A 22,792-nucleotide genomic window follows, 5' to 3' on the forward strand; every position below is an offset into this window, starting at 1 on the left:
ACGGCGGGGGCGGCGGTCTGGTCCGAATCCTGCCAGTGCCCACGGGGCGGGCGCTGCTTGGCTGGACTCCCATGTCCACCACACCACTCGTCCGCCGGCTCGCCGTCGCCGCCCTCACGCTGGGCATCTTCAGCATCGTCACCAGCGAGATCCTGCCCATCGGCCTGCTGACGTCCATCGGCGCGGACTTCGGTCTCACCGATGGCGTCACCGGGCTGACGATGACGCTGCCCGGCATCGTCGCCGCGCTCGCCGCCCCGGCGCTCACGCTGGCCACGGCCCGCCTCGACCGCCGGGTGATGTTGTGCGCGATGATGGCGCTGCTGGCCGCCGCCGACGTGCTGGCCGCCGTCGCGTGGTCCTACGAGGCCATGCTCGTCTCCCGGATTCTCGTCGGGCTCACGATCGGCGGGTTCTGGTCCGTGGGCGCCGGCCTCGCCGGGCGCCTCGTACCGCCCGCGGCCGTGGGCACCGCGACGGCGCTGATCTTCTCCGCGGTGCCGCTCGGCTCGGTGCTCGGCGTGCCCGCCGGCACGCTCATCGGCCACGCCGCGGGCTGGCGGGCGGCCTTCGCCGTCCTGGCGGGACTGGCCGTGCTCGTCCTGGCCGCGCTGCTGGTCCTGCTCCCGCCGCTGCCCGCCGACCGGATCACCGCCGCCGGAACGCTGATGGCGCTTCTGCGCCGCCGCGGCACCGCGATCGCCCTGCTTTCCACCTTCCTGGTCGTCCTCGCCCACTTCGGCGCCTACACGTACGTGACGCCGTTCCTGGAGCAGGTCACGCGGCTGCACCCGGCCGCCGTCAGCTCCGTCCTCCTCCTGTACGGCGCCGCCGGCGTGGCGGGGAACTTCGCCGCGGGCAGGGCGGTCACCACGCATCCCCGCGCCACCTTCACCGCGGCCGGCGCCCTCATCGCGGCCGCCACCCTGCTGCTTCCCGTCATCGGCGGCACTGCCTGGGGCGCGGTCGCCCTGCTGGCCCTGTGGGGCCTGGCCTACGGCGCCGTCCCGGTCTGCTCGCAGGCCTGGTTCGCCCGCGCCGCCCCCGACGCGCCGGAGGCGGCCACGGTCGTGTTCACCAGCTCGTTCCAGGCCACCTTCGCGCTCGGCGCGCTGTCCGGCGGCATGGTCGTGGACGCGCTGGGCGTCAGCGCGGTGATGCTCGGCGCCGGGGTGGCCGCCCTCGCGATGGCCGTGTCCCTGTGGACGCTCACCCGTTAGGGCGACTGCGGCAGCTTCACCGATCCGCGTTTCGGGGCGGGGGCCGACGGCGGCGGCACGACCGGCCCGATGTCGCCGTCGGGCGCCTCGTCCAGGTCCACGATCACCGGCGCGTGGTCGCTCGGCCCCGTGCCCTTGCGCGCGTGCCGGTCGACCCAGGCCGCCCGCACCCGCCCCGCCACCGGATCGGAGGCCAGCACCAGGTCGATGCGCATCCCGAGATCCTTGTGGAACATGCCCGCCCGGTAGTCCCAGTAGGTGAACACCCGCTCCTCCGGCCACCGCTCGCGTACCACGTCGTGCAGCCCCAGCTCCCGCAGTCCGGCCAGCGCCGCCCGCTCCGGCGGCGTCACGTGGGTCTGCCCCTCGTAGGCGGCCGGGTCGAAGACGTCGGCGTCGGCGGGCGCGATGTTGACATCGCCGCACACCATCGCCTCGACGGGACCGAGCCGCACCACCTCGCGCAGCGCGGCCAGCCATTCGAGCTTGTACCGGTAGTGGTCGTCGTCCGGTGTGCGCCCGTTCGGCACGTACACCGAGTGCACCCGCACTCCCCCGCAGGTCGCCGCCACCGCCCGCGCCTCCTGGTGCGGGAAGCCGGGCGCCGCGGCCAGCCCGGTGACCACGTCGTCGAGGCCCGCTCTGGACAGGATCGCCACGCCGTTCCAGCGGGGCTCGCCGTGCGCGGCCACCTCGTAGCCGCGCGCGGCCAGTTCCTCGCCGAGCAGGTCGGCGAAGGCCTGGTCGGCCAGCTTGGTCTCCTGAAGGCAGACGACGTCGGGGCGGCGCTGATCCAGCCAGGGAAGCAGACGGGGCAGCCGCTGTTTGACCGAGTTCACGTTCCAGGTCGCTACTCGCACCCGATCCACGATATCCGGGATTCACGATCAGCTCTCCCCGGGCAAACCCCGGCTCATAGGCTGGTCCCCTTCACACTGCGGGAGAGCGATGACCTTCGGATGTGCGGGAAACCTGCCTGATGAGGACTCCGGCTTCATCGGACGGCTCGGCGTGCTCGCCACTGTCAGACGGCACCTGACCGAGGCGCGGCTGGTCACGTTGACGGGCCTCGGCGGCGTCGGCAAGACCCGCACGGCGCTGCGTCTGGCCCACGAGAGGCACGGCCGCCACCAGGACGGCGTCTGGTTCGCCGACGTGTCTGCGGTGACGGACCCGTGCCTGGTGAGGCCCATGATCGAGGCGGCGCTGAATACCGGTTCGCTGTCCGAATGGGCGGGCGGGCGGCGCGGGCTGCTCGTGCTCGACGGCTGCGAGCGGGTCGCGCCGGTCTGCGCCCAGGTGGCTGGGGAACTGCTGGGGGCGGCTCCGGGGCTGCACGTGCTGGTCACCAGCCGGGTGCCGCTGGGCCTACCGGATGAGCGGGTGGTCGCGCTGGCGCCGATGGAGACGGCGGGCGCGGACAACGAGGCCGTGCGGTTGTTCGCGGCCCGGGCCCGCTCCGTGCAGCCCGGCTTCGAGCTGGACGAGCTCACCGTCACCTCGGTGGCCGAGCTGTGCGCCCGCCTGGACGGCATCCCGCTGGCGATCGAGCTCGCCGCGCTGCGGCTGACGAGCATGACGGTGAACGGCGTCGCCGCCGGGCTGAAGGACCGCTTCGCCCTGCTGACCGGACCGGCCGACGGCCGGAGCCTGCATGACTCCCTGACCCGCAGCTACGACCTGTGCGAGCCGGCCGAGCGGCTGCTCTGGGCCCAGCTTTCGGTCTTCGCCGGCGACTTCGACCTCGAGGCCGCTCGCTTCGTGTGTGGGGAGGAGATCGACGGCCTGGTCGAGGCCCTGGTGGACAAGTCTGTCCTGCTCATCAGGACCGACTATCCGGGCACCCGCTACAAGCTGCTCGGCACGCTCGCCGAGTACGGCGCGACGCGGCTGGACGACAGCCGCCAGATCCGCCACCGCCACCTGCTCTACTACCTCGGCCTCGCCACCCGCAGCGATCAGGACTGGTCAGGCCCGCGCCAGATGTACTGGTTCGAGCGCATGCGCCAGGAACACGACAACGTCCGGGTGGCGCTGGAGCATGCCCTGCACACCCCCGACGAGGCCGTGCTGGCACTGAGACTGCTGTCGTCGCTCTGGTTCATGTGGGTGTGCTGTGGTTTCGCCGGTGAAGGCCGGAGATATCTGGAACGCGCGCTGGACGCCAACCCCGAGCCGAGCCGGGAGCGCTGCAAGGCCATGTGGGTGCTGTCGTACGTGCGCAGCGCCCAGGGCGACAGCATGGGCGCGATGTCGATGGCCGAGCTGTGCGGCGAGGAAGCGCGGCAGATCAAGGACACGAAGGCGGTGATCCTGTCGTCCAAGATGCAGGGCACCGCCGCCCTGCTCCAGGGGGAACTCAAGCAGGCCAGCGAGCTGCTGGAGGTGGCCATCGAGTTCATCGCCGAGAGCGGGGAGCTCAACCCCGGCTTGCTGCCCGCCGTCGTCGAGCAGTCGATCGTGCTGACCAAACAGGGGGCGCTCAAAGAGGCAGAGTCGCTCCTGCTGGAGTGTCTGCTCACGTGCGAGGAACGGGGAGAGCTGTTTGTTGGGTCCTACGCGTACTGGGCTTTGGCGGACGCGCGCCTGGCCATGGGCCGGTGCCAGGAGGCATTGGGCGATGTCCGGAAGGCGCTGCGGCTCAAACGCCCGTTCCACGACATCCTGGGCATGCTGATCGCGCTGGAGACGGCCGCCGGGATCTACGCCGCCCTGGGGCAGCCCACGGTCTCGGTGCGCCTGCTCGGCGCGCTCGAGGAGAACTGGAAGGCCGCAGGCCTGCCGATGCTGGGCGCGCCGTGGCTCACCGACGACCACGAGGCGCTCACGCGGAAGTGCCGCGAGGCGCTGGGCGAGAACGCCTACCAGAAGGCGTTCGACTCCGGCATGCCGCTGGACCTTGCGGAGGCGACCGCCTTGGCGCTGGGGACGCGTCCCGCGGGCGAGCTGACGGAGCTGAAGATCAGAGTCGCCGGCCCGGCGGGCACCGCGCTTACCGAGGCCGCGGTCGAGCGGGTGGCGCGCGCCTTCGGCTTCACCCTGCTGGTCGAGGAGGGCGACGGCGGCACCACCTACGGCCTGGTGCCCCGCGACGACGGCGAGGGCGTCCCGGCCGAGCAGCGCCTGGAGGAGATGGACCGCCGTCTGCGGGAGGATCCGCCCCGGGCGCCTTCGGTCGCCAGGCTGGTCACCGTGCTGCGGAACACGGGTCCCGCCGTGGTGCTGATCGAGCGGACCCTCATCGTGCACGCCCAGGGAAGGATCACCACCCGCCGCCTGTCATCGGCCGAACAGGCGTTCCTGCGCAGCCGCCCGCGGCTTTTCGACGACCCGGACGGGCTGGTGGCCGAGTTTCGGCAGCTCGCGACGGAGTCGGCGGTGGACGCCTCCCCGCAGGCGGGGCGCGACTACGACCAGGGGATCGCGGCCGAGCTCGGTGTTCCCGTCGCCGTCGCGATCAAGGGGTGGGGCGACCCTGAAGGCCTGGAGATCACGCTGAACACCCCGGTCTGGACCAAACGGGGTTACACCGACTGCAATCTCGCGGCGCTGCTGATCAAACCGCTCCCGGGCACCAGCACGCCGCCGCGCAAGGTGATCGCGAAGGTGTGCCCGCCGGGTCCGCTCTCCCGTGAGTACTCCCGTCACCGGCTCGCGCTGGAGGTGAGCGTGCCGGGTTTCCGGGACAAGCACCTTGTCGGCCTGCTGCCTCATCCGCCGTACATCACCGACACTGGCGGGTATGTGTACTTCCAGGAGCCCGCCGGCGGAAGCCTCACGGACATGGTGCAGATGGCCGAGCTGACCGCGCCTCACGAGCTCGTCCCGGTGTTCCAGCGCGTCATCAAGGGCGTCATGTCCGAGTGGAACCCGTACCCACCCGAGGTGCACGCGGATCTGGATTCGGAGGGCTACCTGCGCGCCGAACTGGGCGCGCGGTTCTGCGACGGCGCGAAGCTGCACACCTGGGCGCGGGAGTGCGGGCTGCTGGAGCCGGAGCGGAGCTGGATCTGGTTCTCCGGCGACCGGTCGGCGAAGGTGCTGCCCAACCCCCTGGCCATGGTCGCGGGGACCGTCGTCGGTCGCCACCATGTCCAGCACCTGCGCGGCTTCTCCCATGGTGACCTCCACCACGGAAACGTCCTGGTCCCCCGCGCGCACACGGGCGAGCTCAAACCCGATCTGTTCCGGCTCATCGACCTGACCACGTTCGAGAAGGCCGCCTCGTTGTCCCGGGACCCGGCGGAGCTGCTTCTGTCGCTCATCGCCAAGCAGGTTCCGCAGCCCCGGGAGGCTCTGCTCGATCTGATCGCGCGCGGCAAGGGGAAGGACAACCTGGTCGCGCCCCTGGTCCGCGTCCTTTACCACGACAAGCTCGTGCCCCTGGGGTTCCGCGACGACTGGCGACACCAGCTCCTGCTGTCTCTCCTGGCCGCCGCGCTGACCCACTGCACCTTCGCCGACGTGGACGAGCACCTCAAGTGGTGGTTCTTCCGGCTGGCCGCCCGCTGTGGCGCCGCGTATCTGCGGAGCACCGCGTCGTGGGACCCGCCCGCGACGGCCGTGCCCCAGCAGCTCCGGCCGGAGCACATGCGGGGCTTCGAGATGCGCAAACGCTGAACGCGTCTTTTTACACACTCCCTGGGCTGAACCCGGGCGGTGCCCGTCCCGTACAACCGGGCGCCACCACGCAGAACCCTCAGCCAAAGGACCGATCATGAAGAAGCTCGTCGTCCCCGGCCTGGCCGTGGCCGCCGCCCTGACCGCCTCCTCCCTGGTCACCGCCCCCGCGCAGGCGACCACCACCCCGGTCTTCCTCGCCGCGACGCTCACCGGCGCCAACGAGGTTCCCACGCCGGGCCAGAAGGCCGGCGACCGCGACGGGCGCGCCGTCGCCGTCTTCCGCGTCCACGGCAACCGGGTCGACTACGCCATCCGCTGGAACCGGGTGGCCGCCCCGACCGCGTTCCACATCCACCAGGGCAGGGCCGGCAGGAACGGCGAGGTGAAGATCCCGTTCTTCGGCGCCGCGCTGCCCGGCAACCTCACCGCCGTCAAGGGCGCGGTGACCGTCAACGACCTCGGCCTGCTGCGCCGCATCACCGGAAGGCCCGGGAACTGGTACGCCAACCTGCACACCGCCGAGTTCGGCGGCGGCGCCGTGCGCGCCCAGCTCCAGCGCGTCCGCCCGGTCTCCCTGGACTCCGTGCTCGCCCACGGCTCCGGCCGTACGCTGACCTCGGTGGCGACCGGCGCGCAGGAGGTGCCCGCCCCCGGCCAGAAGGTGGGCGACCGGGACGGCCGCGCCGCGTGGCTGGTGTGGGCCCGGGGCACCCGGGTCGCGTTCGCCACCGCGTGGGCCAGGATCGGCGCGCCCACCAACGGGCACATCCACCGCGGCGCCAGGGGCGAGAACGGCCCGGTCGTGGCCGACTTCTTCGGTGACCCCAAGGGCCTGCCCGCCTCGATCACCGGCGTGGCGGGCACGACGAGGGCCAAGGCCGGCGTGGTGCGGGGCATCAACAGGAACCCGGGGAACTGGTACACGAACCTGCACACCAAGGAGTTCCCCGGCGGCGCCGTGCGCGGCCAGCTCCACCGCGGCGGCTGGTAGCCCCCGTCAGCGCACCCGTCCCCGCGGCTTCAGCCGGATGCCCGGCAGCTCGGGGGCGGGCAGCGGTTCCCCGTCGAACCCGCGCACCACGCCGAACCCGCTGCCCCGCATCCATTCCTCGCGGTAGGCGGCGATGTCGTCATGGGAGCGGCCGACGAAGTTCCACCACATGACGATCTCCTCCGCGAACGGCTCGCCGCCGATCAGCAGCACCCGCCCGCGCCCCTCCAGCACGATCCGCTCACGGCCCGGCGGCAGGTAGAGCAGGGGGCCGGCGGGGAGCTGCTCGACCGCGCCGTCGAGCAGCAGCAGCCCATGCTCGAACCCCGGCTCGACCGCCAGCTCGGCCCGCCCGTCCACCGAGACCTCCGCGCCGATCAGCGGCGTGTAGGCCGTGGCCGGGGACGGCCCGCCCATCAGCACGCGGGATCGGTGGCCCGGTCCGTCCAGCACCGGCAGCTCCGCGTGGTGCTCGAACGCCGGTTCCACGCGCCGATGCTCCTCGGGCAGCGCCACCCACAGCTGTACCCCGTGCAGCGTGCCGCCCTCCGCGGACTCCTCCGCGTGCGAGATGCCGCGCCCGGCGGTCATCAGGTTGAGCTGGCCCGGCCGGACCGCCCGCAGGCTGCCGAGGCTGTCGCGGTGCAGCACCTCACCCTCGACCAGCCAGCTCACGGTCTGCAGCCCGGTGTGCGGGTGGGGCGGGACCCGCATCGCCACCGCCTCGGGGCCGTAGGCGTCGACGAAGCACCAGGCGCCGATCATGCGGCGCCGTACATGGGGAAGGGTGCGGGTCACGCTCATCGCGCGCGGCCCGCCCAGCGGGACCGCGCGCCCGCTCAGCAGCTCCGCCCCCGTCGCGCCGTCCGCCGCGCAGACGACCTCCTGCGGGTCGCGTTCCAGGTTGCTCACACCCTGACGCTACAGCGACGCCCTGTTCTCAGTAGACCGAGATGTGAGGGTGGTCGTAGTGGTTGGCGGTGGTGCCGCCCCGGTCGGTCATGGTGCGCCACTGGCCGGTGCGCACGTGCCAGATGCGCTGGCGGTAGATCACGTACATGATGCCGAGGCGCTTGGCGTTCTTGACGACCCACGCGCAGATCTCGTTGCCGCGGGCGATCTCGGCGGCTGAGGGCATGGCGCCGCCCCGGCTGAGCATGAAGTCGCAGGCCCGGCCGAGGGGGTGCTCGCCGCCGTCGCGGATCGAGCGGTAGCAGCCGATGCCGAACGGCACCTCGAAGCGCTCCTGGACGAGCTGTTTGACCAGGCGCATGCGCGGGGTGATGTTGTCCTCACCGGCGGGCAGCTGCGGGACGAAGGTGCCGTCGCGGCGGGAGCCGGGCACGTCGTGAAGCTGCTCGATCTTGTCGCGCATCTTCTCGATCAGCTTCTCGGCCTTCTTCTTGCGGGACTCCAGGTCCTCGACGGTCGCGCGCAGCTCCTCCTCCTGGGCCGCCGACTCCTCCTGGGCGCGCTGGAACTCATCGCGTACCTGAGCGAAGCCCCGCAGCCTGGCGTTCTGGACGTCGACCACGTGGCGGTTGAGCGCGAGCCTGTTGAGCAGGGACGCCGGGTCGCCGCCGCCGCTGAACATGTTGGCCAGGTTGGGCTCGCCGCTGATGTACTGGGTGGTGCCCATGAGGCGGAGGTTGGTGGCCTCGCGGTCGTAGACGGCCTGGGCGCCCTTGAAGCGTTCGCGGGCCGCCTTCTCGGTCTTGTCGACCTTCTGCAGCTCGACGCGGCTGCTGTAGTAGTCGGTGATGAGCTTGTCCGACTCCTTCTGGAGGGCGGCCAGCTCCTTCTTGAGCTGCTTCACCGTCGGTTTGGGCTTGGCCGAGGCCGGTATCGGGGCCACGGCGAGCGCCACCACCGCCGTCAGCGCCGCGAGTTTTCTCCACAGCGGCCCGCGCCGCACGCCAGCGGGTGACGCAGCCGCCACGCTTCTCCTTCGACCGAGCCCACGGGCGGTCGCCGTTCCTTAACCGCAGGCCGGGGGCGCCCTCTGTCCGATCGAAGATAGTAGGGGATAGCGGCCGTTGAGGTGCAATCAGGTCATTCGGTATCGCGGCGGTGGCGGTTCCTGCCGGCCTGCCGCGCGGCGAGGTGGCGGCCCAGCAGTACCGAGCCGGGCAGCACGGCCATGCCCAGCAGGCTGCTGCCCAGGCCGAGGTCGAGGTCGGCGTCGAGCAGCTTGTTGCCGCCCTTGAGCACGGGCAGGTCCAGGGAGACCTTCAGCGACACCGACAGCAGCGGCTCGGGTTTCTTCTCCGGGGGCTTGCCGCCCGAGGGCTGGGACTGCGTCGCGGGCGGCGGGGTGACCTTGGTGGGCTCGCCTTTGGTCGGCGTGTCCTTGGTGGGCGCGTCCTTGGTGGGCGCGGGGCCGTGGGTCGGTCCGGTGTCGCGGGCGGGGCTGCGGGTGGGCTCGGCGGTCCTGCCGGGGGTGCGGCTCGGCGCGGCCGTACGGCTGGGCTCGTGGGTGGGCCCCAGCGTCCGCGTCGGCTCCCCCGCCGCGGTGACCTCGTCCGGCGGTACGGCGGTGCCCACGCGGTCGCCCGCGTCGGTGATCGGCGGCGAGAAGGGTATGCCGGTGGAGGGGCCGGGTGTGCGCGAGGGTGTGGCGGCCGGCGGCGACAGCGGCGGCGCCGAGCTCACCGGAGGTAACGCGCGCGCGGTCTCGATCGGCGGGTCCTCGGCCCACATGACGAAGACGGAGACCACGGCGGCGGCCGTGGCCGTGATCAGCCCGCCGGCGATGGCGAACTTGGCCACCGGTGACAGCGCGCTGCGCGCGAACCCGGTCGCCACCTCGGCCCCCGCCGACGGCACCAGCGGCAGGAGCGCGATGTGCGGGACGGTCAGCAGCCCGAGCCCGGCGCGGCCGCGCCGCTCCCACCCGCTCCCGTACGCCCTGCCCGCCACCTCCTCCAGCTCGGCCAGGAAGGCCTGCGCGGACGGGGGCCGCTCGGCCGCATCCTTGGCCATGCCGAGCTCGACCAGCCCTCTGACCTGCTCGTCCACGTTGGCCAGCGGCGGCGGCACGTTCTGGTGCTGGTAGGCGAGGACGGCGGCGTCCTCGCCGGGGAACGGGCGGTGCCCGGTGAGGCACTCGAAGAAGACGACGGTGGCGGCGTAGACGTCGGTGGCGGGCCCGGCGGGGGCGTCCTCCCACTGCTCGGGCGCCATGTACGACGGCGTGCCCACGTAGGTGCCGGCCTCGCCGAAGCGGGTGGCGAGGCCGAAGTCGACGAGCTTGCTGACGCCGTCGGCGGCGACGATGACGTTCTCCGGCTTGAAGTCGCGGTGGGCGACGCCGAGTCCGTGGGCGGCGGCCAGGCCGGTGAGGGCGCCCTTGAGGACGGCGAGCGCCGCCTCGGGGCCGGTGGCGCCCTCGTGGGTGAGCAGGCGGCGCAGGGTGATGCCGTCGACCAGTTCCATGACGATCGCGGCGTCGTCCTCGCCCTCGACGTACTCGTAGAACCGGGCGGTGTGCGGGCTGTCCAGCGCGCCGATCACCCTGGCCTCGTCGCGGAACCTGGCGACGAACTCCTTGTCCTCACGGAGCCCGGGCGACAGGTGCTTGATCGCCACGGGTAAGCCGTCCGACGCCCGCACGGCCAGCATGACCTGGCCCGTGCCGCCGTGTCCGAGCTCGCGAATCTCCGTGTAGCCCGGAACCTGCATCGCGGAACCCCCTGGGCAAAAGATCCAGTATCCCGGACACTAGCCCGTATTGGCGGGCGGTACAACACGCTCCGTCGAGAAGCCGTGACGGGATCGGCAGAGCAGGTGTACGCCCGCCGCGCACCCCAGTCCCACCACGACCAGCCCCCACCAGGCCAGACCCGCCTCCAGCGCGGCCCCGGTCAGCACGTTGCCGGCCGCCACGCCGATGCCGGAGGCCGTGCTGTAGAGGCCGTAGTAGGTGCCGATCCGCTCGCCGCCGAAGCGCGCCACGGTGGCCATCTCGAAGGGGTAGACGATCATGCTGCCGAGCGTGAGCAGGACGGTGGCGGCCATCACCGCCACGCCGCCCGGGAGCCCGGCCGCCATGAGTCCGGGCGGCGCGAAGGCCAGGCCCATCAGCGCCAGCCCGCGGGTGATCGCCTGTCCGGGCGTCCAGCGCGCCGCCGCCCACGCGGTCACCTTCACCTGGCCGAGCATGGCCATCGCGCCGGACACCACGAAGATCCACACCGCCTGCTCCGGTACGGCCAGCGGCAAGCTGAGATACACCTGGAACCCGAGCACGTACGAACCGGTCATGGCCAGCGCGAACAGGCGGAACGCCCGGTCGCCGAACGCGCTGCGCCAGTCGGCCAGGATCGAGACGTCCGCGTCCGCCCGGCTGCCCCGCCGCGCCGGCAGCGCCCTGGCCTGGGCGAGCGCGAGCACCGCGAACAGCGCCGCCGCGCTCAGGCAGGTCAGGCGGAAGGCGACGGCGTTGAGCACCAGCCCGACGAGCGGCCCGGCCAGGATGCCGGTCTGGTAGAACACGTTGAACAGCGCGAACGCCTCCACCTTCCGCTCCCCCGCCTCCTGAGCCAGGTAGGCGCGGGCGGCGGGGTTGAAGAACGCCCCGGCCAGGCCCGTCAGCGCGGAGGCGGCCAGCAGCGCCGGCAGCGCCTCGACCAGGCCGAGCATCGCGAACCCCGCCGTGCGCAGGAGCAGGCCGGTGAGGATCATCGGCTTGTAGCCGAGCCGGTCGGCCAGGCTGCCGCCGAGCAGGAACAGGCCCTGCTGGCACAGGTTGCGCACGCCGAGCACCAGCGCCGCCGCCCACACCGCCAGGCCCAGGTCGCCGGTGAGGTGGGCGGCCAGGTACGGCATGAGCATGTAGAAGCCGACGTTGATGGTGAGCTGGTTGATCATGAGCAGCCGGATCGGCGTGCCGTAGCCGGACATCACGGCGTCGCTCCCGCCGGGCGGGTGACGGCGGCGCAGCGGGTCCAGCGCTCGGCTTCTGCCGCCGCCGGGTGCGGCAGCTCGTCCGGTTCCGGCTCGGGTTTGCCGTCGAGCAGGCCGTGCTCGGCGCAGTAGGCGTCGCCGTACACGGTGTCGAAGTAGCGCTCGGGACCGTCGGGGAAGACGGCGGCGATGCGGGTGCCCGGCGGCTCGCGCCGGGCCAGCCACGAGGCGACCAGCGCGACCGCGCCGACGCTCCACCCGCCGGTGGCGTAGCGGGCGGCGGCCAGGCGGCGGCAGGCCCACACGGCCTCGGCGGGCGCGACCCAGTGCACCTCGCGGAAGGCGTCGTAGGCGACGTTGGCGGGATGGATGCTGCTGCCGAGGCCGCGCATCAGGCGCGGCCTGGCGGGCTGGCCGAAGATGGTCGAGCCGACGGTGTCCACGCCGACCAGCCGCACGTCCGGGCTGTGGCCGCGCAGCACGCGGTGGATCCCGGCGCTGTGCCCGCCGGTGCCGACGCTGCAGACGAGCACGTCGACGCGGCCGAGCTGGGTGGTCAGCTCGGCGGCGAGCCCGGCGTAGGCGGCCGCGTTGTCGGGGTTGGCGTACTGGTCGGGGCAGTAGGCGCCGGGCTCGCCCGCCATGAGCTCGCGCACGCGGGCGCGCCGCGCGGCCTGCCAGCCGCCTTCCCGGTACGGCTCGGCCACGATCTCCAGCCGCGCCCCGTAGGCGAGCAGCAGGCGGCGCATGAGCGGCTCCATGCCCGGGTCGGCCACGAGCGTGACGGGATGACCGTGCGCCACTCCGGCCAGCGCCAGCCCGAGGCCGAGCGTCCCGCTGGTCGACTCGATGATCGGGGCGCCGGGCCGCAGGGCGCCGCGCCTGCGGGCCTCGGCCACCATGTGCAGGGCGGGGCGGTCCTTGATGCCGCCGGGGTTGTACCCCTCGAGCTTGGCCCAGAAGCCGCGCTCGCCGCCTGACCAGAGCTCGGGTATCCACAACACCGGGGTGTTGCCCACCAGTCCTGAAATATCCACTTGTTTCTCCTGTGCCGAGGTTCGGATGGACGCGCCGGGGGCGCTTCTACATCCGGCTCACGCACAGGAGGGCGAGCAGGGCGGCGGGCCGTACGGGCGGCTGGGCCGGGGACGGCGGGGTGGCGGCGACCGGAGGGGTGGCGCAGCGGCCCTGCTGACCGGGCGCGGGCGCGTCGACGGCCGGTTGCTGCGCGGCGGGCGCGTCGCAGGAGGCCTCGTGCTCGTGCGGGTGCGTGCCGGTGTCGCAGCCGGACACCCCGGCGGGCTGCGGGGTGTCGGCGTGCGCGTGCGGTCCGGCCATGCACAGAAGGGTGAGCACGACCATGAGCGCCACGAGCGGCCTCCAGGTCATGGCGTGCACGCTACATCACGCTGCGTGACCACCACCCCGCCAACGCGGCACTTTTTACTACTTCCTATAGTAGCCAGCGCGGCCACATTTGCTCCGTTACCCCATGGGGGTATACCGTGACCGCGCGAGTTTGACGAACGGAGCTTCAAGCATGTCCACGCACCAGGAACACCAGGGCCACCACGACCACGGTGACCACGGTGACCACGCCGCGCACGGAGAGCACGGCGGCCACAGCGCGCACGGCGCCCATGACGCGGACGGCACACACGGCGCGCCCGTCGCGCACACCGGGCACGGACACGGCGAGCACGCCGCGCACGGGCACGGCGAGCACGGACAGGGCGAGCACGGGCACGGCGCGACGACCTGGAAGATGGCGGCGCTGGCCACGCTGCACTGCCTCACCGGGTGCGCCATCGGCGAGGTGCTGGGCATGGTGATCGGCACCGCGCTCGGCTGGGGCAACGTGGCCACCATCGCCCTGGCCGTCGGCCTGGCGTTCGTGTTCGGCTACGCCCTGACCATGGTCGGCGTGCTCAAGGCGGGCCTGACCTTCAAGCAGGCGCTGAAGGTGGCGCTGGCCGCCGACACGGTGTCGATCCTCGTGATGGAGATCGTGGACAACGGCGTCATGGTGATCGTGCCCGGCGCCATGGACGCCGGGCTGGCCTCAGGGCTCTTCTGGGGCGCGCTGGCCTTCGCCTTCGTGGTCGCCTTCCTGGTGACCACACCGGTCAACAAGTGGCTGATCGGCAAGGGCAGGGGGCACGCCGTCGTCCACGCCTATCACTAGGCCGGGTTGTTCGCGTGGGTGAGCGTCTCCCAGCCGAGGAAGTGGCTCACCCCCGCGGGGCGGCCCTGCTCGACCAGCCGCTGGGTACGGGCCATGCCGATGCCCATGCGGTTGCGCAGGGCGTTGAAGCCCACCTCGAACGTCGGGCCGAGCCCCGGCTTCACCGAGCCGCCGCAGAGCCAGGACGGCACCGGCTCGCCCAGTTGCAGGCCGGCGTGGAAGCCCATCGCGTGGCGTAGCCGGTCCTTGCCTTCGGCGTACAGGTCGAGGCCCTGGTGGCGGGCGGTCTCGGCCACGTGGACGGCGGCGGCGATGCCCCAGCCGGTGTGGCCGAAGTCGCGGCAGGTCTCCTGGGCCAGGCCGTTGACGAAGGTGGTCTGGCCGTACCAGTAGCCGATGAGCTCGTCGCGGGTGTCGTACCTGCTGCCCGGGGCCTGCTTGGGCAGGGAGCCGTCGGTGGTCAGGTAGACGTAGGCGGCCAGGCGGCCGCGCCAGGTGGTGACCGCGCGGTCGAAGGCGGCGCGGTCGTCGAGGTGGACGGCGATGCCGATCGCGGCGTCCGTCATGATCAGTTCCCAGTTGCCGTTGGTGTTGGGGCTGCCCGCGATGACGATCGGCAGGTAGACGGTGCGCAGCTTGGTGGCGAAGCGGCCGGCGTTGGCCCAGCCGGTGTAGGTGTGCTTGATGAGCTCGGCGGCCCGGGAGAACGACGCCCCGGCCCAGCCGGTCTGCAGGCGGGCGTTGTGGCCGGTGTGCTCGGTGATCACGGCCGACCAGGCGTCCATGATCTGGACGGCCTTCTTGGCGTGGCGGTCGTCGCCGGTCAGGTACCACTGCAGGGCGTGCGCGTAGGCGGCCATCGCGTCGTTGCGCTCGTCGGAGCAGCCGTTGTTGGGGTTGGAGGACGGGCCGCACTCGACGTTGGCGCGTGGCTTCGGCGTGTAGGACAGTGAGGCGAACGCGCCGGCGCGCAACGCCGCCCACGCCGTCTTCCAGGGCTCGGCGCCGAGGTTGGCCTTGACGTGGTCGAGCTGGGCCCGGCTGACCAGGACGCCGGGATGCCGGAAGGCAGCTCCGACCTTTTCCGCCGAAGCCGGCGGGGCCGGGACCGCCAGTGCGACGGCTAACAGAAGGGCAGCGAGGATGGGGCGCACGACAGGCTCCTTACCGCAGCGGGCAGACATCGGGTGTCTGACCTCCATCCAAGCCAGCAGTCGGAGGCCCGGTCAACGCCCCGGGGGGAACCGGCGCGGGAATCTAGGCGGAAAGAAGCGTGCGCGCCGCCAGGAGGCGCCGGACGTTGCCCGCGGCGGTCCTGCCGGCCCGGTTGGCCCCGATGGTGCTGGCCGAGGGCCCGTAGCCGACGAGCTGCAGGCGCGGCTCCTTGACCACCCGGGTGCCCTCGACCTTGATGCCGCCTCCGGGCTCGCGCAGCCTCAGCGGGGCCAGGTGGTCGAGGGCGGAGCGGAAACCGGTGGCCCACACGATGGCGTCCACCCGCTCGTGCCGCCCGTCCGGCCAGGTGAGCCCGTCGGGAGTGATGCGCGCGAACATCGGCAGCCGGTTCAGGACGCCCTTCTCGCGCGCCGCCCTGATCACCGGGGTGGAGCTGAGCCCGGTGACGCCGACCACGCTCTGCGGCGGCAGCCCGGCGCGCACCCGCTCCTCGACCAGGGCGACCGCGTCGCGCCTGGCGGCCTCACCGAACGCGTCGTCGCGCCAGACCGGCTCGCGCCTGGTCATCCAGAGCGTGCCCGCGGCGACGCCGGCCAGTTCCGCCAGCACGTGCATGGCCGAGGCGCCGCCGCCGACGACGGCCACCCGCCGCCCGGCGAACTCCTGCGGGCCCCGGTAGCCGGCGTAGTGGATCTGGCGGCCCAGGAAGACGTCGCCGCCCGGGTAGTAGGGCCAGTGGGGGCGGGTCCAGGTGCCGGTGGCGTTCACCACGGCCCGCGCGGCCCAGTCGCCGCGGGAGGTGGTCACCACCAGGCGGTCGTCGCCGGCCCCCCGCCCGACCGCGGTGACGCGGACGGGGCGGCGCACGTCCAGGCCGATCGCCGCCTCGTAGGCGCCGTAGTAGGCGGGCACCACCTCGCGGGCGGGGGCGGCGCCGTCCTGGTGTTCCTCCTGCCGGACGCCCGGCAGGTCGAAGATGCTGTGGATCTTGTCCATGGTCAGCGACGGTGATCGGTGCCGCCACGCGCCGCCCGGCCCGTCCTCCGCGTCGAGCACCACGGTGTCCAGGCCGAAGCGGCGCAGGAAGTAGGCGCCGGACAGGCCCGCCTGCCCGGCACCGATGACCACGACGTCAGTGATGTTCACGATCTCTGGCAACCGTCACGGGGTCTGGATCCTTCCCACGACGGTGACGGAGTCGGTGGGCAGGCCACCGGTCGAGGAGCTCAGGTCCACGTCGGCGGGCCTGGGCCGGTAGCCGGTCAGGCCGTCGAGGCCGATGGTGACGTCGCTGGCCACGAGCCGGGGCGCGCCCCTGGTCCGCAGCTCGAACTCCACCCCGTCGCCGGGCGGCGCGAAGAACTGCGCCTCGAACGGCCAGGCCGCCCCCGGACGCGGCGCGCTCTCCGGCTCGGGGAACGGCACGCCGGGCCGCCCGGCCACCTGGATGACGCCTCCGCCGGCGGGCCGGTCGGCGTACAGGTTGAGCTGGTAGGCCGAGCGCTGGGAGCGGACGCGGACCCGGGTGACGGTGTCGGCGCCCTCCTGCCGCCGGCTCAGCACGCTCACCTCGGGCGCGGGCAGGTTGGCCGCCTCGGCCCTGCCCGCGTGGGCGGGGCGCATGCCGTTCGGCAAAGGCAGCTTCCAGTCCCCGGGCGGCCGGGGGGTGAGGCCGGCGGCCCAGGGGTGCGGACGGTCGTCGGCGGTGATCCAGCTCGCGGTGCCGGTGGCGGTGTCGAGCACGTAGGCCAGGTGGGCGGATCGCGGGTACCGCTCGTCGAAGCGGTCGTGGATCAGCCCTCCCCCGATCAGCACGAACACCAGCGCCGTGGCGGTCAGCGGGCCGAGCGCCACACGTAGCCGCCCCCGCGGGCCACGTGTGCCGGGCGTGACCTCCGCCAGCAGCGGCAGCGCGGAGTAGGCGGCCAGCACGAGCAGGACCACCGCCACCGCGGCCAGCGCGAGGCCGAAGGCCGCGAACGTGCGCGCCCCGACGGTCAGCAGCACGACGCCCACGGCGGCGGCCACCGCCCGCACGGCCAGGGCGGCGTGCGGCCGGGCCGGCTCCAGCAGGAGCGCGGCGATCCCGGCGAGCCCGCCGGCCAGCGCGGGGATGGCGCCGTAGTAGGACATGCCGGGCATCACGCCGGCGAGCGCGGCGCCCGCGACCGCCAGCCAGGCCAGCGAGCCCACGGTGAGCGCCACCGTGCCGAGCCGTCGCCGCAGCAGCGCGTACCAGCCCCAGACCAGGGCCACGGCCATCGCGATGAGCGCCAGCCGGTACAGGTCCGGCCGGTACGGCTCGCCGAACACCATCCCCGCGTACCCGGGCTGGATCATGGTCAGCAGCTGCCACACGCGGTCGCCCAGGAGGTAGGCCAGGGCGACGGGCACCACTCCGGCCAGCGTGGCCAGGCCCATCTGGGGCAGGGTGGCGGCCCGCCGTACCCGGGCCAGGACGGCGAGGCCGAGCACGGCCAGGACTCCCAGCGCCGCGAGCGGCGCGACGAACCCGCCGGGGTAGGCGAAGACGACGCCGAAGGCGGAGAAGAAGGCGGCGTCGCCGGCCACGCGCTGGGCGGGCAGATCGGCGGCCAGCGCGGCGCGGGTCAGGGCGAGGCCGTTGTCGCCGTGCATCTGCAGGACGGCGGGGTCGAAGTTCCCGACCGTGTCGCGCGGGTGGTGGTAATAGGCGCGCCCGCCGGCGGTGCCGAGGTCGACGCCGATGAAGCCGTGTTCCTCCAGCGTGGTCAGGTCGGAGTGGAAGCCGGTCTGCCGGTAGATGCCGATGAGGGCGGACTCCCCCACCGGGTGCGGCATCGAGGACAGGGCGCCCACGAGGCCGGTGCCGCCGGGGGTGACGTTGTAGACGGCGGAGGGCGCGCCGTTGCCGGGCCCCTCCAGGTTGACGACCACGCCGCCGTCCTTGGCGAGCGGGTGGTGGGCGGCGAAGGCCTCGGCGCCGATGAGGCCGGGCTCCTCGCCGTCGCTGAGCAGGATGACCAGGTCGTTGCGCGGCTGCCGGCCGGAGGACTTGAGCGCGCGGACGATCTCCAGGATGGCGGCGACGGAGGCCTTGTCGTCGCTGGTGCCGGGGGTCGTGGTGGTGGAGTCGTAGTGGGCGGCGAGCACGACCCTGCCGGTGGAGGCGCTGCCGGGGACGACGGCCACGACGTTCTCGGCCAGGCCGGAGGTGATCTCCGAGCCGAACGAGCGGGCCCCCACTCCGGTCTGGACCTCGGGCTTCAGGCCGAGCGCGGTCAGCCGGGCGAGCAGGTAGTCGCGGATGCGGTCGCCGCCCGGCGAGCCGATCGGCGTGGGACCACCGGTGGCGATCTTCTCCAGGTGCGGCCAGGCGCGGGCGGCGCTGAACTCCCCGGCCGGGGCGCCGGCGCCCGCCACCGCGGGCGGGCGTTCGAACAGCCAGGCGGCGCAGGCCACGGCCACGACGGCCAGTAAGGCGACGGCTCCGGCGAGCGTGCGCCGGGGTGCGCGGACCGGCGCGACGCCGGTTCTCTCTAGCGTGTGCATGGGTACACAATGGCTTGTGCACAACAGATTGTGCAAGCTGGATTGTGCACAGGGCAGCACGAAAACGCAGATGAGGACGGGAAACAATGCACAGAAATCCGGTAGGTTGACGCCCATGGCCGATCATGAGGTACGTACGCTGACCGACCTCGAAGCGCTGCGGACGCTCGCCCACCCCCGCCGCCAGCGCATCCTGGACCACCTCAGCGCCCACGGTCCCGCCACCTCCGCCGACCTGGCCCGCGACCTCGACCTCAACACCGGCGCCACCAGCTACCACCTGCGCGAGCTGGCCAAGCACGGCTTCGTCGAGGAGGTGCCGGAGAAGGCGCGCGGACGCGAGCGCTGGTGGCGCCACGTGCGCGCCGACGTTCGCTTCCCCCTGCGCAGCGAGCAGGACGAGCAGACCCGCGCGGTCATGGACGAGCTCCAGGCCCGCGCCTATAGTGAGGACATCGCCGCGTTCCGCCACGCTCTTGCCACGTCGGAGCCGGGTGGCTGGGGTGACGCCTTCCCCTTCTCCCGCGGCACGATCACGGTCACGTTGACGCAGCTCGCGGAGTTCTTCGAGGAGTACGTGGCGCTGGTCATGCGCTACGGCGACAGCGCCGAACACTCCCCCGAGGCCCGCCGCGTCCACACCCGTTTCCTTGCGTTCCCGGACATCGCCGACTAGGGTCCCCTGTCTATGTCCAGCCCCGAGTCCGACAGACGCTGACCACCGGCGCTCCGGTGGTCGGCCTCCGCATGCCCGCGCGGCATGCGCGGATGGCATGACCGGGACCGCCGTCAAGGTCCTGTCCGTCTCTCACTCGGGAGTCTCACTGCCATGCCTGTGGCGGTCTTCATCCTCGGCCTCGCCGTCTTCGCCCAGGGCACCTCGGAGTTCATGCTCTCCGGGCTGCTGCCCGACATCTCCGCCGACCTCGGCGTGTCCCTGTCCCAGGCCGGTCTGCTGACCTCGGCCTTCGCCATCGGAATGGTGGTCGGCGCGCCCATCCTGGCCGCCGCCACCCTGCACTGGCCGCGGCGGCGCTCGCTGGTGCTGTTCCTGTCCGTCTTCGCAGCCGCCCACGTGGTGTCGGCCCTCACCCCCGACTACGCCGTCCTGCTCGCGGCCCGGGTCGTCTCGGCGCTGGCCAACGCCGGGTTCTGGGCCGTGGCCGCCGCCGCGGCGGTCGCCATGGTGCCGGTCCGGGCCAGGGCGCGGGCCCTGGCCATCGTGGTGGGCGGCGTGACCGTCGCCTGCGTCGCCGGGGTCCCGGCGGGCGCGCTGCTCGGGCAGGCGTGGGGGTGGCGCTCGGCATTCTGGGCCGTCGCCGTCCTGTCGGCCCTGTCCGCGGTGGCCATCCTGCGCGCCCTGCCCTCCGGTACGGCCGGCCGTACCGGGTCCACGGGGCCTTCCGCGGCGGGAGGTGCCGCCGGCGGTGGCGAGGCGCGGACCGGTGTGCGCACCGAGCTGCGGGCGCTGGCCGATCGGCGGGTCATGGTCACCTACCTGCTGAACGCGCTCATCCAGGGCGCCACCTTCTGCGCCTTCACCTTCCTCGCGCCCATGGTCACCGAGGTGGCCGGGCTCGGCGAGGGATGGGTGCCGGGCATGCTGGTGCTGTTCGGCGCGGGGGCCTTCCTGGGCATCACGCTCGGCGGGCGGCTGGGCGACGCCTACCCCATGCGCGTCCTCGGCTTCGGCATGACCGCGCTGACCGCCGGATGGGCGGTGCTCGCCCTGGCCGGCGGCGACCAGGTGGTGCTGGTCACGCTGGTGTTCGCGCAGGGGCTGCTGGCCTTCGGGCTGGCACCGGCCCTGACCTCGCGCGCCTACCAGCTCGCGGCCGGGGCGCCCACCCTGGCGGGGGCGTTCGCCACGGCCGCGTTCAACGTGGGGGCCGCCGCCGGTCCCGGGCTCGGCGGGCTGGCCCTCGACGCCGGGTTCGGTTTCCGCGCCCCGCTGTGGGTCAGCGCGGGCCTGATGGTGCCCGCGCTGGCCGTGCTGGCGTGGGCGGTCCTGCTGGATCGGCGCAGCGCCCACGCGCCGGTCAGCCGAGTGTGATCCGGTCCAGGTTCGGCCCTCCGCCGGCCGTGGTGGACAGCAGGCGGACGGTGTTGGCCCCCGCCTGAAGGCCGGCGGTCACCGTCGTCTCCGCCCAGGTGGTCCACGCGCCGGTGGGGTCGAAGGGCTTCTCGTCGGCGGCGAGCACGCCGTTGACGAGGACGTCCATCGGCCTCCCGGCGGTGGTCCCGTTGGCGAAGCGGATCGTGAGCGGCCGCGGCCCGGCGGCCGCGGCGCTCACGGTGAACTCCACGTAGGAGCCGGCGAGGTTGTCGAGGTTGACGAACCCGGTGCCGGTGAAGCCGGCGTGGTTGGACTCGACCACCCCTTGCGAGATGGCCGCGCTCTCCGCCTGATACTCCGAGCTGGGCGCCGGCGGGGCCGGCACGTCCAGGTAGTCGATGTTCGGGCCGCCGTTCGCCGTGGTGGCGACCAGCTTGATCGAGTTGGCCCCGGCGTTGAGCTCGGCGGTGATCGGCGCGTTCACCCACGTGGACCAGGCGCCGGTGCCGGGGAAGTCGCGGGTGACAGGGGCGCCGCCGTTCACGGAGATGCTCATCGGGCGGCTGACGGCGGTGCCGTTGGCGAAACGCAGGGTGAGCGTCGCGGTGCCGGCGCCGGCGGCGTTGGCGGTGAACTCGATGCCGCTGCCGGTGACGTTGTCGAAGTTGACGAATCCGGTGCCGGAGTATCCGGCGTGGTTGGACTCCACGAGACCCTGCGTGATCACGGCCTGCTCGGCTTCCAGGCGGGCGACGGTTCCGGAGGTGGGCCTGGCCCTGATCAGGCGGGCCTCGCCGGGGCGCAGGGTGGCGCTGTAGGAGGAGGAGACGGTGCCCTCCGCGCCGCCCGACCACAGGTTCGTCACCTCGGCGGCACCGGAGAAGCCGACCTGCGACCAGTTCACGCTCACCGTTGAGTTGCCCGAGGTTCCGGTGTTGAACAGGGCCACGATGTAGTCGCCGTTCGACTCCCGTTTACGCCACACCTGGTTGACGCCGCTGTTCACAATGCGATCGGCCGCGACGCCGTCCTGGTTGACCGCGATGAGCCGCTCGTTGGTGAGCATGGCCAGGTCGGCCGAGGTGAGCGCGGTCAGGTCGCTGCCCAGCAGCAGCGGCGAGGCGGCCATCGCCCACAGCGTCAGGTGGGAACGCCGCTGGTCGGCGTTGATGCCCATCTGGTCGCCGTTGCCGATCTGCAGGGAGTCGAGGTCGTTCCAGCCGCCGGGCGCGGCGTACTGCTGCCACGCGGCGGCGGAGGCGAAGCGACTGGTGATCTTGGCCCAGGTGGTGAGCGGGTAGCCGGAGCCGTTCGGGCCGGGGCCGCAGTAGCACTCGACGTCACCCTGCGTACGCCAGCTGTTGGCCAGCCGCTTCCAGGTGGTGGCCTGGGCGATGGGCAGGTTGTTGGACAGGGCGAAGTTGATCGGCCTGCCGGTCTGCCGCAGCGCCTTGTCCCAGCCCTCGACGTCGGCGATCGTCGTGGCGTCCACACCGTCGATCTTGAGGTAGTCCACGCCCCACGAGGCCATCTGGTTGGCCCAGGAGTTGATGAACGCCTGCGAACCCGGGTGCGACCACTTCAGCCGGTACATGTTCTTGCAGTTGTAGTTCTTGTGCATGCTCGCGCCGGTGTCGGCGATGTCGGCGGCGCGGTAGCTCGTACCCTCGACGGGGGTGTTGCGGGTGACGGCGTTCTTGGCGATGCCCGGCGTGACGTAGAAGCCGAACTTCAGCCCCTTGGAGTGCACGTAGTCGGCCAGCGCCTTGATCCCGGAGGGGAACTTGGCGGCGTCCACCTGCCAGCGGCCGAAGCCGTCGACCAGGAAGCCGTTGGCGTCGCACTTCTGGTAGAAGTCGTCGAGGTTGATGTAGACGTAGCCCTTGGCCGGCAGGCCGCTGCTGACCATGGCGTCGGTCTGGGCCTTCATCTTGGCCTCGTCCGGCCAGCGGCGTACGAAGCTCCAGCTGCTCCAGCCCATCGCGGGCCGGATCGACTGCCCGTTGTCGGAGGCGCCCGCGGGCGGCGAGGGGGAGATCGCCAGGCCGGTGGCGGCCAGCAGCACGGCCACGGCGGCCGCGCGCGGTTTTCTCAGATTCAACGCG

General features: G+C 72.7%; 17 protein-coding genes. 6 read left to right on the top strand and 11 right to left on the bottom strand.

What is annotated here, in order from left to right:
- The first annotated feature begins 71 nt into the window (after positions 1-71).
- Positions 72-1,220 (top strand): MFS transporter, encoded by a 1,149-nt coding sequence (locus ACIBKY_RS09700; protein WP_397095897.1) that lies wholly within the window; start codon positions 72-74, stop codon positions 1,218-1,220.
- Here the strand turns inward: ACIBKY_RS09700 and ACIBKY_RS09705 are convergent.
- Positions 1,217-2,080 carry an exodeoxyribonuclease III gene (locus ACIBKY_RS09705; protein WP_397095899.1) on the bottom strand — a complete coding sequence of 288 codons (864 nt, stop codon included), beginning with the start codon at positions 2,078-2,080 and terminating at the stop codon, positions 1,217-1,219. The two genes, ACIBKY_RS09700 and ACIBKY_RS09705, sit on opposite strands and share 4 nt — an antisense overlap.
- 88 nt (positions 2,081-2,168) lie before the next feature.
- On the opposite strand from ACIBKY_RS09705, the gene ACIBKY_RS09710 reads away from it, so the two are divergent.
- Together ACIBKY_RS09710 and ACIBKY_RS09715 are read left to right on the top strand one after the other, a co-directional pair.
- Positions 2,169-5,840 carry an ATP-binding protein gene (locus tag ACIBKY_RS09710; protein ID WP_397095901.1) on the top strand — a complete coding sequence of 1,224 codons (3,672 nt, stop codon included), beginning with the start codon at positions 2,169-2,171 and terminating at the stop codon, positions 5,838-5,840.
- A 97-nt stretch (positions 5,841-5,937) separates the two neighbouring features.
- Complete coding sequence (locus ACIBKY_RS09715; RefSeq protein ID WP_397095903.1) at positions 5,938-6,834, top strand: CHRD domain-containing protein; 897 nt, start codon at positions 5,938-5,940, stop codon at positions 6,832-6,834.
- Between the two features lie 6 nt (positions 6,835-6,840).
- Here the strand turns inward: ACIBKY_RS09715 and ACIBKY_RS09720 are convergent, their stop codons facing one another.
- From ACIBKY_RS09720 to ACIBKY_RS09745, 6 genes are all read right to left on the bottom strand, one after another.
- Positions 6,841-7,746 (bottom strand): pirin family protein, encoded by a 906-nt coding sequence (locus tag ACIBKY_RS09720; RefSeq protein ID WP_397095904.1) that lies wholly within the window; start codon positions 7,744-7,746, stop codon positions 6,841-6,843.
- Between the two features lie 28 nt (positions 7,747-7,774).
- On the bottom strand, positions 7,775-8,773 hold the full coding sequence (locus ACIBKY_RS09725) for a coiled-coil domain-containing protein (RefSeq protein WP_397095906.1): 999 nt from the start codon (positions 8,771-8,773) through the stop codon (positions 7,775-7,777).
- Between the two features lie 113 nt (positions 8,774-8,886).
- Entirely contained in the window at positions 8,887-10,515 is a 1,629-nt protein-coding gene (locus tag ACIBKY_RS09730; RefSeq protein WP_397095908.1) for a protein kinase, read from the bottom strand.
- Between the two features lie 39 nt (positions 10,516-10,554).
- On the bottom strand, positions 10,555-11,736 hold the full coding sequence (locus ACIBKY_RS09735; RefSeq protein ID WP_397096865.1) for an MFS transporter: 1,182 nt from the start codon (positions 11,734-11,736) through the stop codon (positions 10,555-10,557).
- Positions 11,736-12,776 carry a PLP-dependent cysteine synthase family protein gene (locus ACIBKY_RS09740; protein ID WP_397095910.1) on the bottom strand — a complete coding sequence of 347 codons (1,041 nt, stop codon included), beginning with the start codon at positions 12,774-12,776 and terminating at the stop codon, positions 11,736-11,738. Before ACIBKY_RS09740 ends, ACIBKY_RS09735 begins: the two co-directional genes overlap by 1 nt.
- A 46-nt stretch (positions 12,777-12,822) precedes the next feature.
- Positions 12,823-13,128 (bottom strand): hypothetical protein, encoded by a 306-nt coding sequence (locus tag ACIBKY_RS09745; protein WP_397095912.1) that lies wholly within the window; start codon positions 13,126-13,128, stop codon positions 12,823-12,825.
- 151 nt (positions 13,129-13,279) lie between these two features.
- On the opposite strand from ACIBKY_RS09745, the gene ACIBKY_RS09750 reads away from it, so the two are divergent.
- Positions 13,280-13,924 (top strand): DUF4396 domain-containing protein, encoded by a 645-nt coding sequence (locus tag ACIBKY_RS09750; protein WP_397095914.1) that lies wholly within the window; start codon positions 13,280-13,282, stop codon positions 13,922-13,924.
- On the opposite strand, the gene ACIBKY_RS09755 is transcribed toward ACIBKY_RS09750, so the two are convergent.
- The 3 genes from ACIBKY_RS09755 to ACIBKY_RS09765 all read right to left on the bottom strand — a co-directional run bounded on the left by ACIBKY_RS09755 (position 13,921) and on the right by ACIBKY_RS09765 (position 18,631).
- Entirely contained in the window at positions 13,921-15,078 is a 1,158-nt protein-coding gene (locus ACIBKY_RS09755) for an alginate lyase family protein (protein WP_397095916.1), read from the bottom strand. The genes ACIBKY_RS09750 and ACIBKY_RS09755 overlap by 4 nt on opposite strands.
- A 103-nt stretch (positions 15,079-15,181) precedes the next feature.
- On the bottom strand, positions 15,182-16,246 hold the full coding sequence (locus ACIBKY_RS09760; RefSeq protein ID WP_397095918.1) for an FAD-dependent oxidoreductase: 1,065 nt from the start codon (positions 16,244-16,246) through the stop codon (positions 15,182-15,184).
- Positions 16,247-16,261: 15 nt separating this feature from the next.
- Positions 16,262-18,631: a M20/M25/M40 family metallo-hydrolase gene (locus ACIBKY_RS09765; RefSeq protein WP_397095919.1), complete on the bottom strand. Its 2,370-nt coding sequence runs from the start codon at positions 18,629-18,631 to the stop codon at positions 16,262-16,264.
- Positions 18,632-18,746: 115 nt separating this feature from the next.
- On the opposite strand from ACIBKY_RS09765, the gene ACIBKY_RS09770 reads away from it, so the two are divergent.
- Together ACIBKY_RS09770 and ACIBKY_RS09775 are read left to right on the top strand one after the other, a co-directional pair.
- Positions 18,747-19,307 (top strand): ArsR/SmtB family transcription factor, encoded by a 561-nt coding sequence (locus ACIBKY_RS09770; protein ID WP_397095920.1) that lies wholly within the window; start codon positions 18,747-18,749, stop codon positions 19,305-19,307.
- Positions 19,308-19,460: 153 nt separating this feature from the next.
- Positions 19,461-20,684, top strand: a complete 1,224-nt coding sequence (locus ACIBKY_RS09775; RefSeq protein WP_397095922.1) for a Cmx/CmrA family chloramphenicol efflux MFS transporter — start codon at positions 19,461-19,463, stop codon at positions 20,682-20,684.
- Here ACIBKY_RS09775 and ACIBKY_RS09780 read toward each other — a convergent pair.
- Entirely contained in the window at positions 20,671-22,788 is a 2,118-nt protein-coding gene (locus tag ACIBKY_RS09780; RefSeq protein ID WP_397095924.1) for a CBM35 domain-containing protein, read from the bottom strand. The two genes, ACIBKY_RS09775 and ACIBKY_RS09780, sit on opposite strands and share 14 nt — an antisense overlap.
- Between the last annotated feature and the right edge of the window lie 4 nt (positions 22,789-22,792).

The organism is Nonomuraea sp. NPDC050394, assembly GCF_044459065.1.
Lineage (GTDB): Bacteria > Actinomycetota > Actinomycetes > Streptosporangiales > Streptosporangiaceae > Nonomuraea.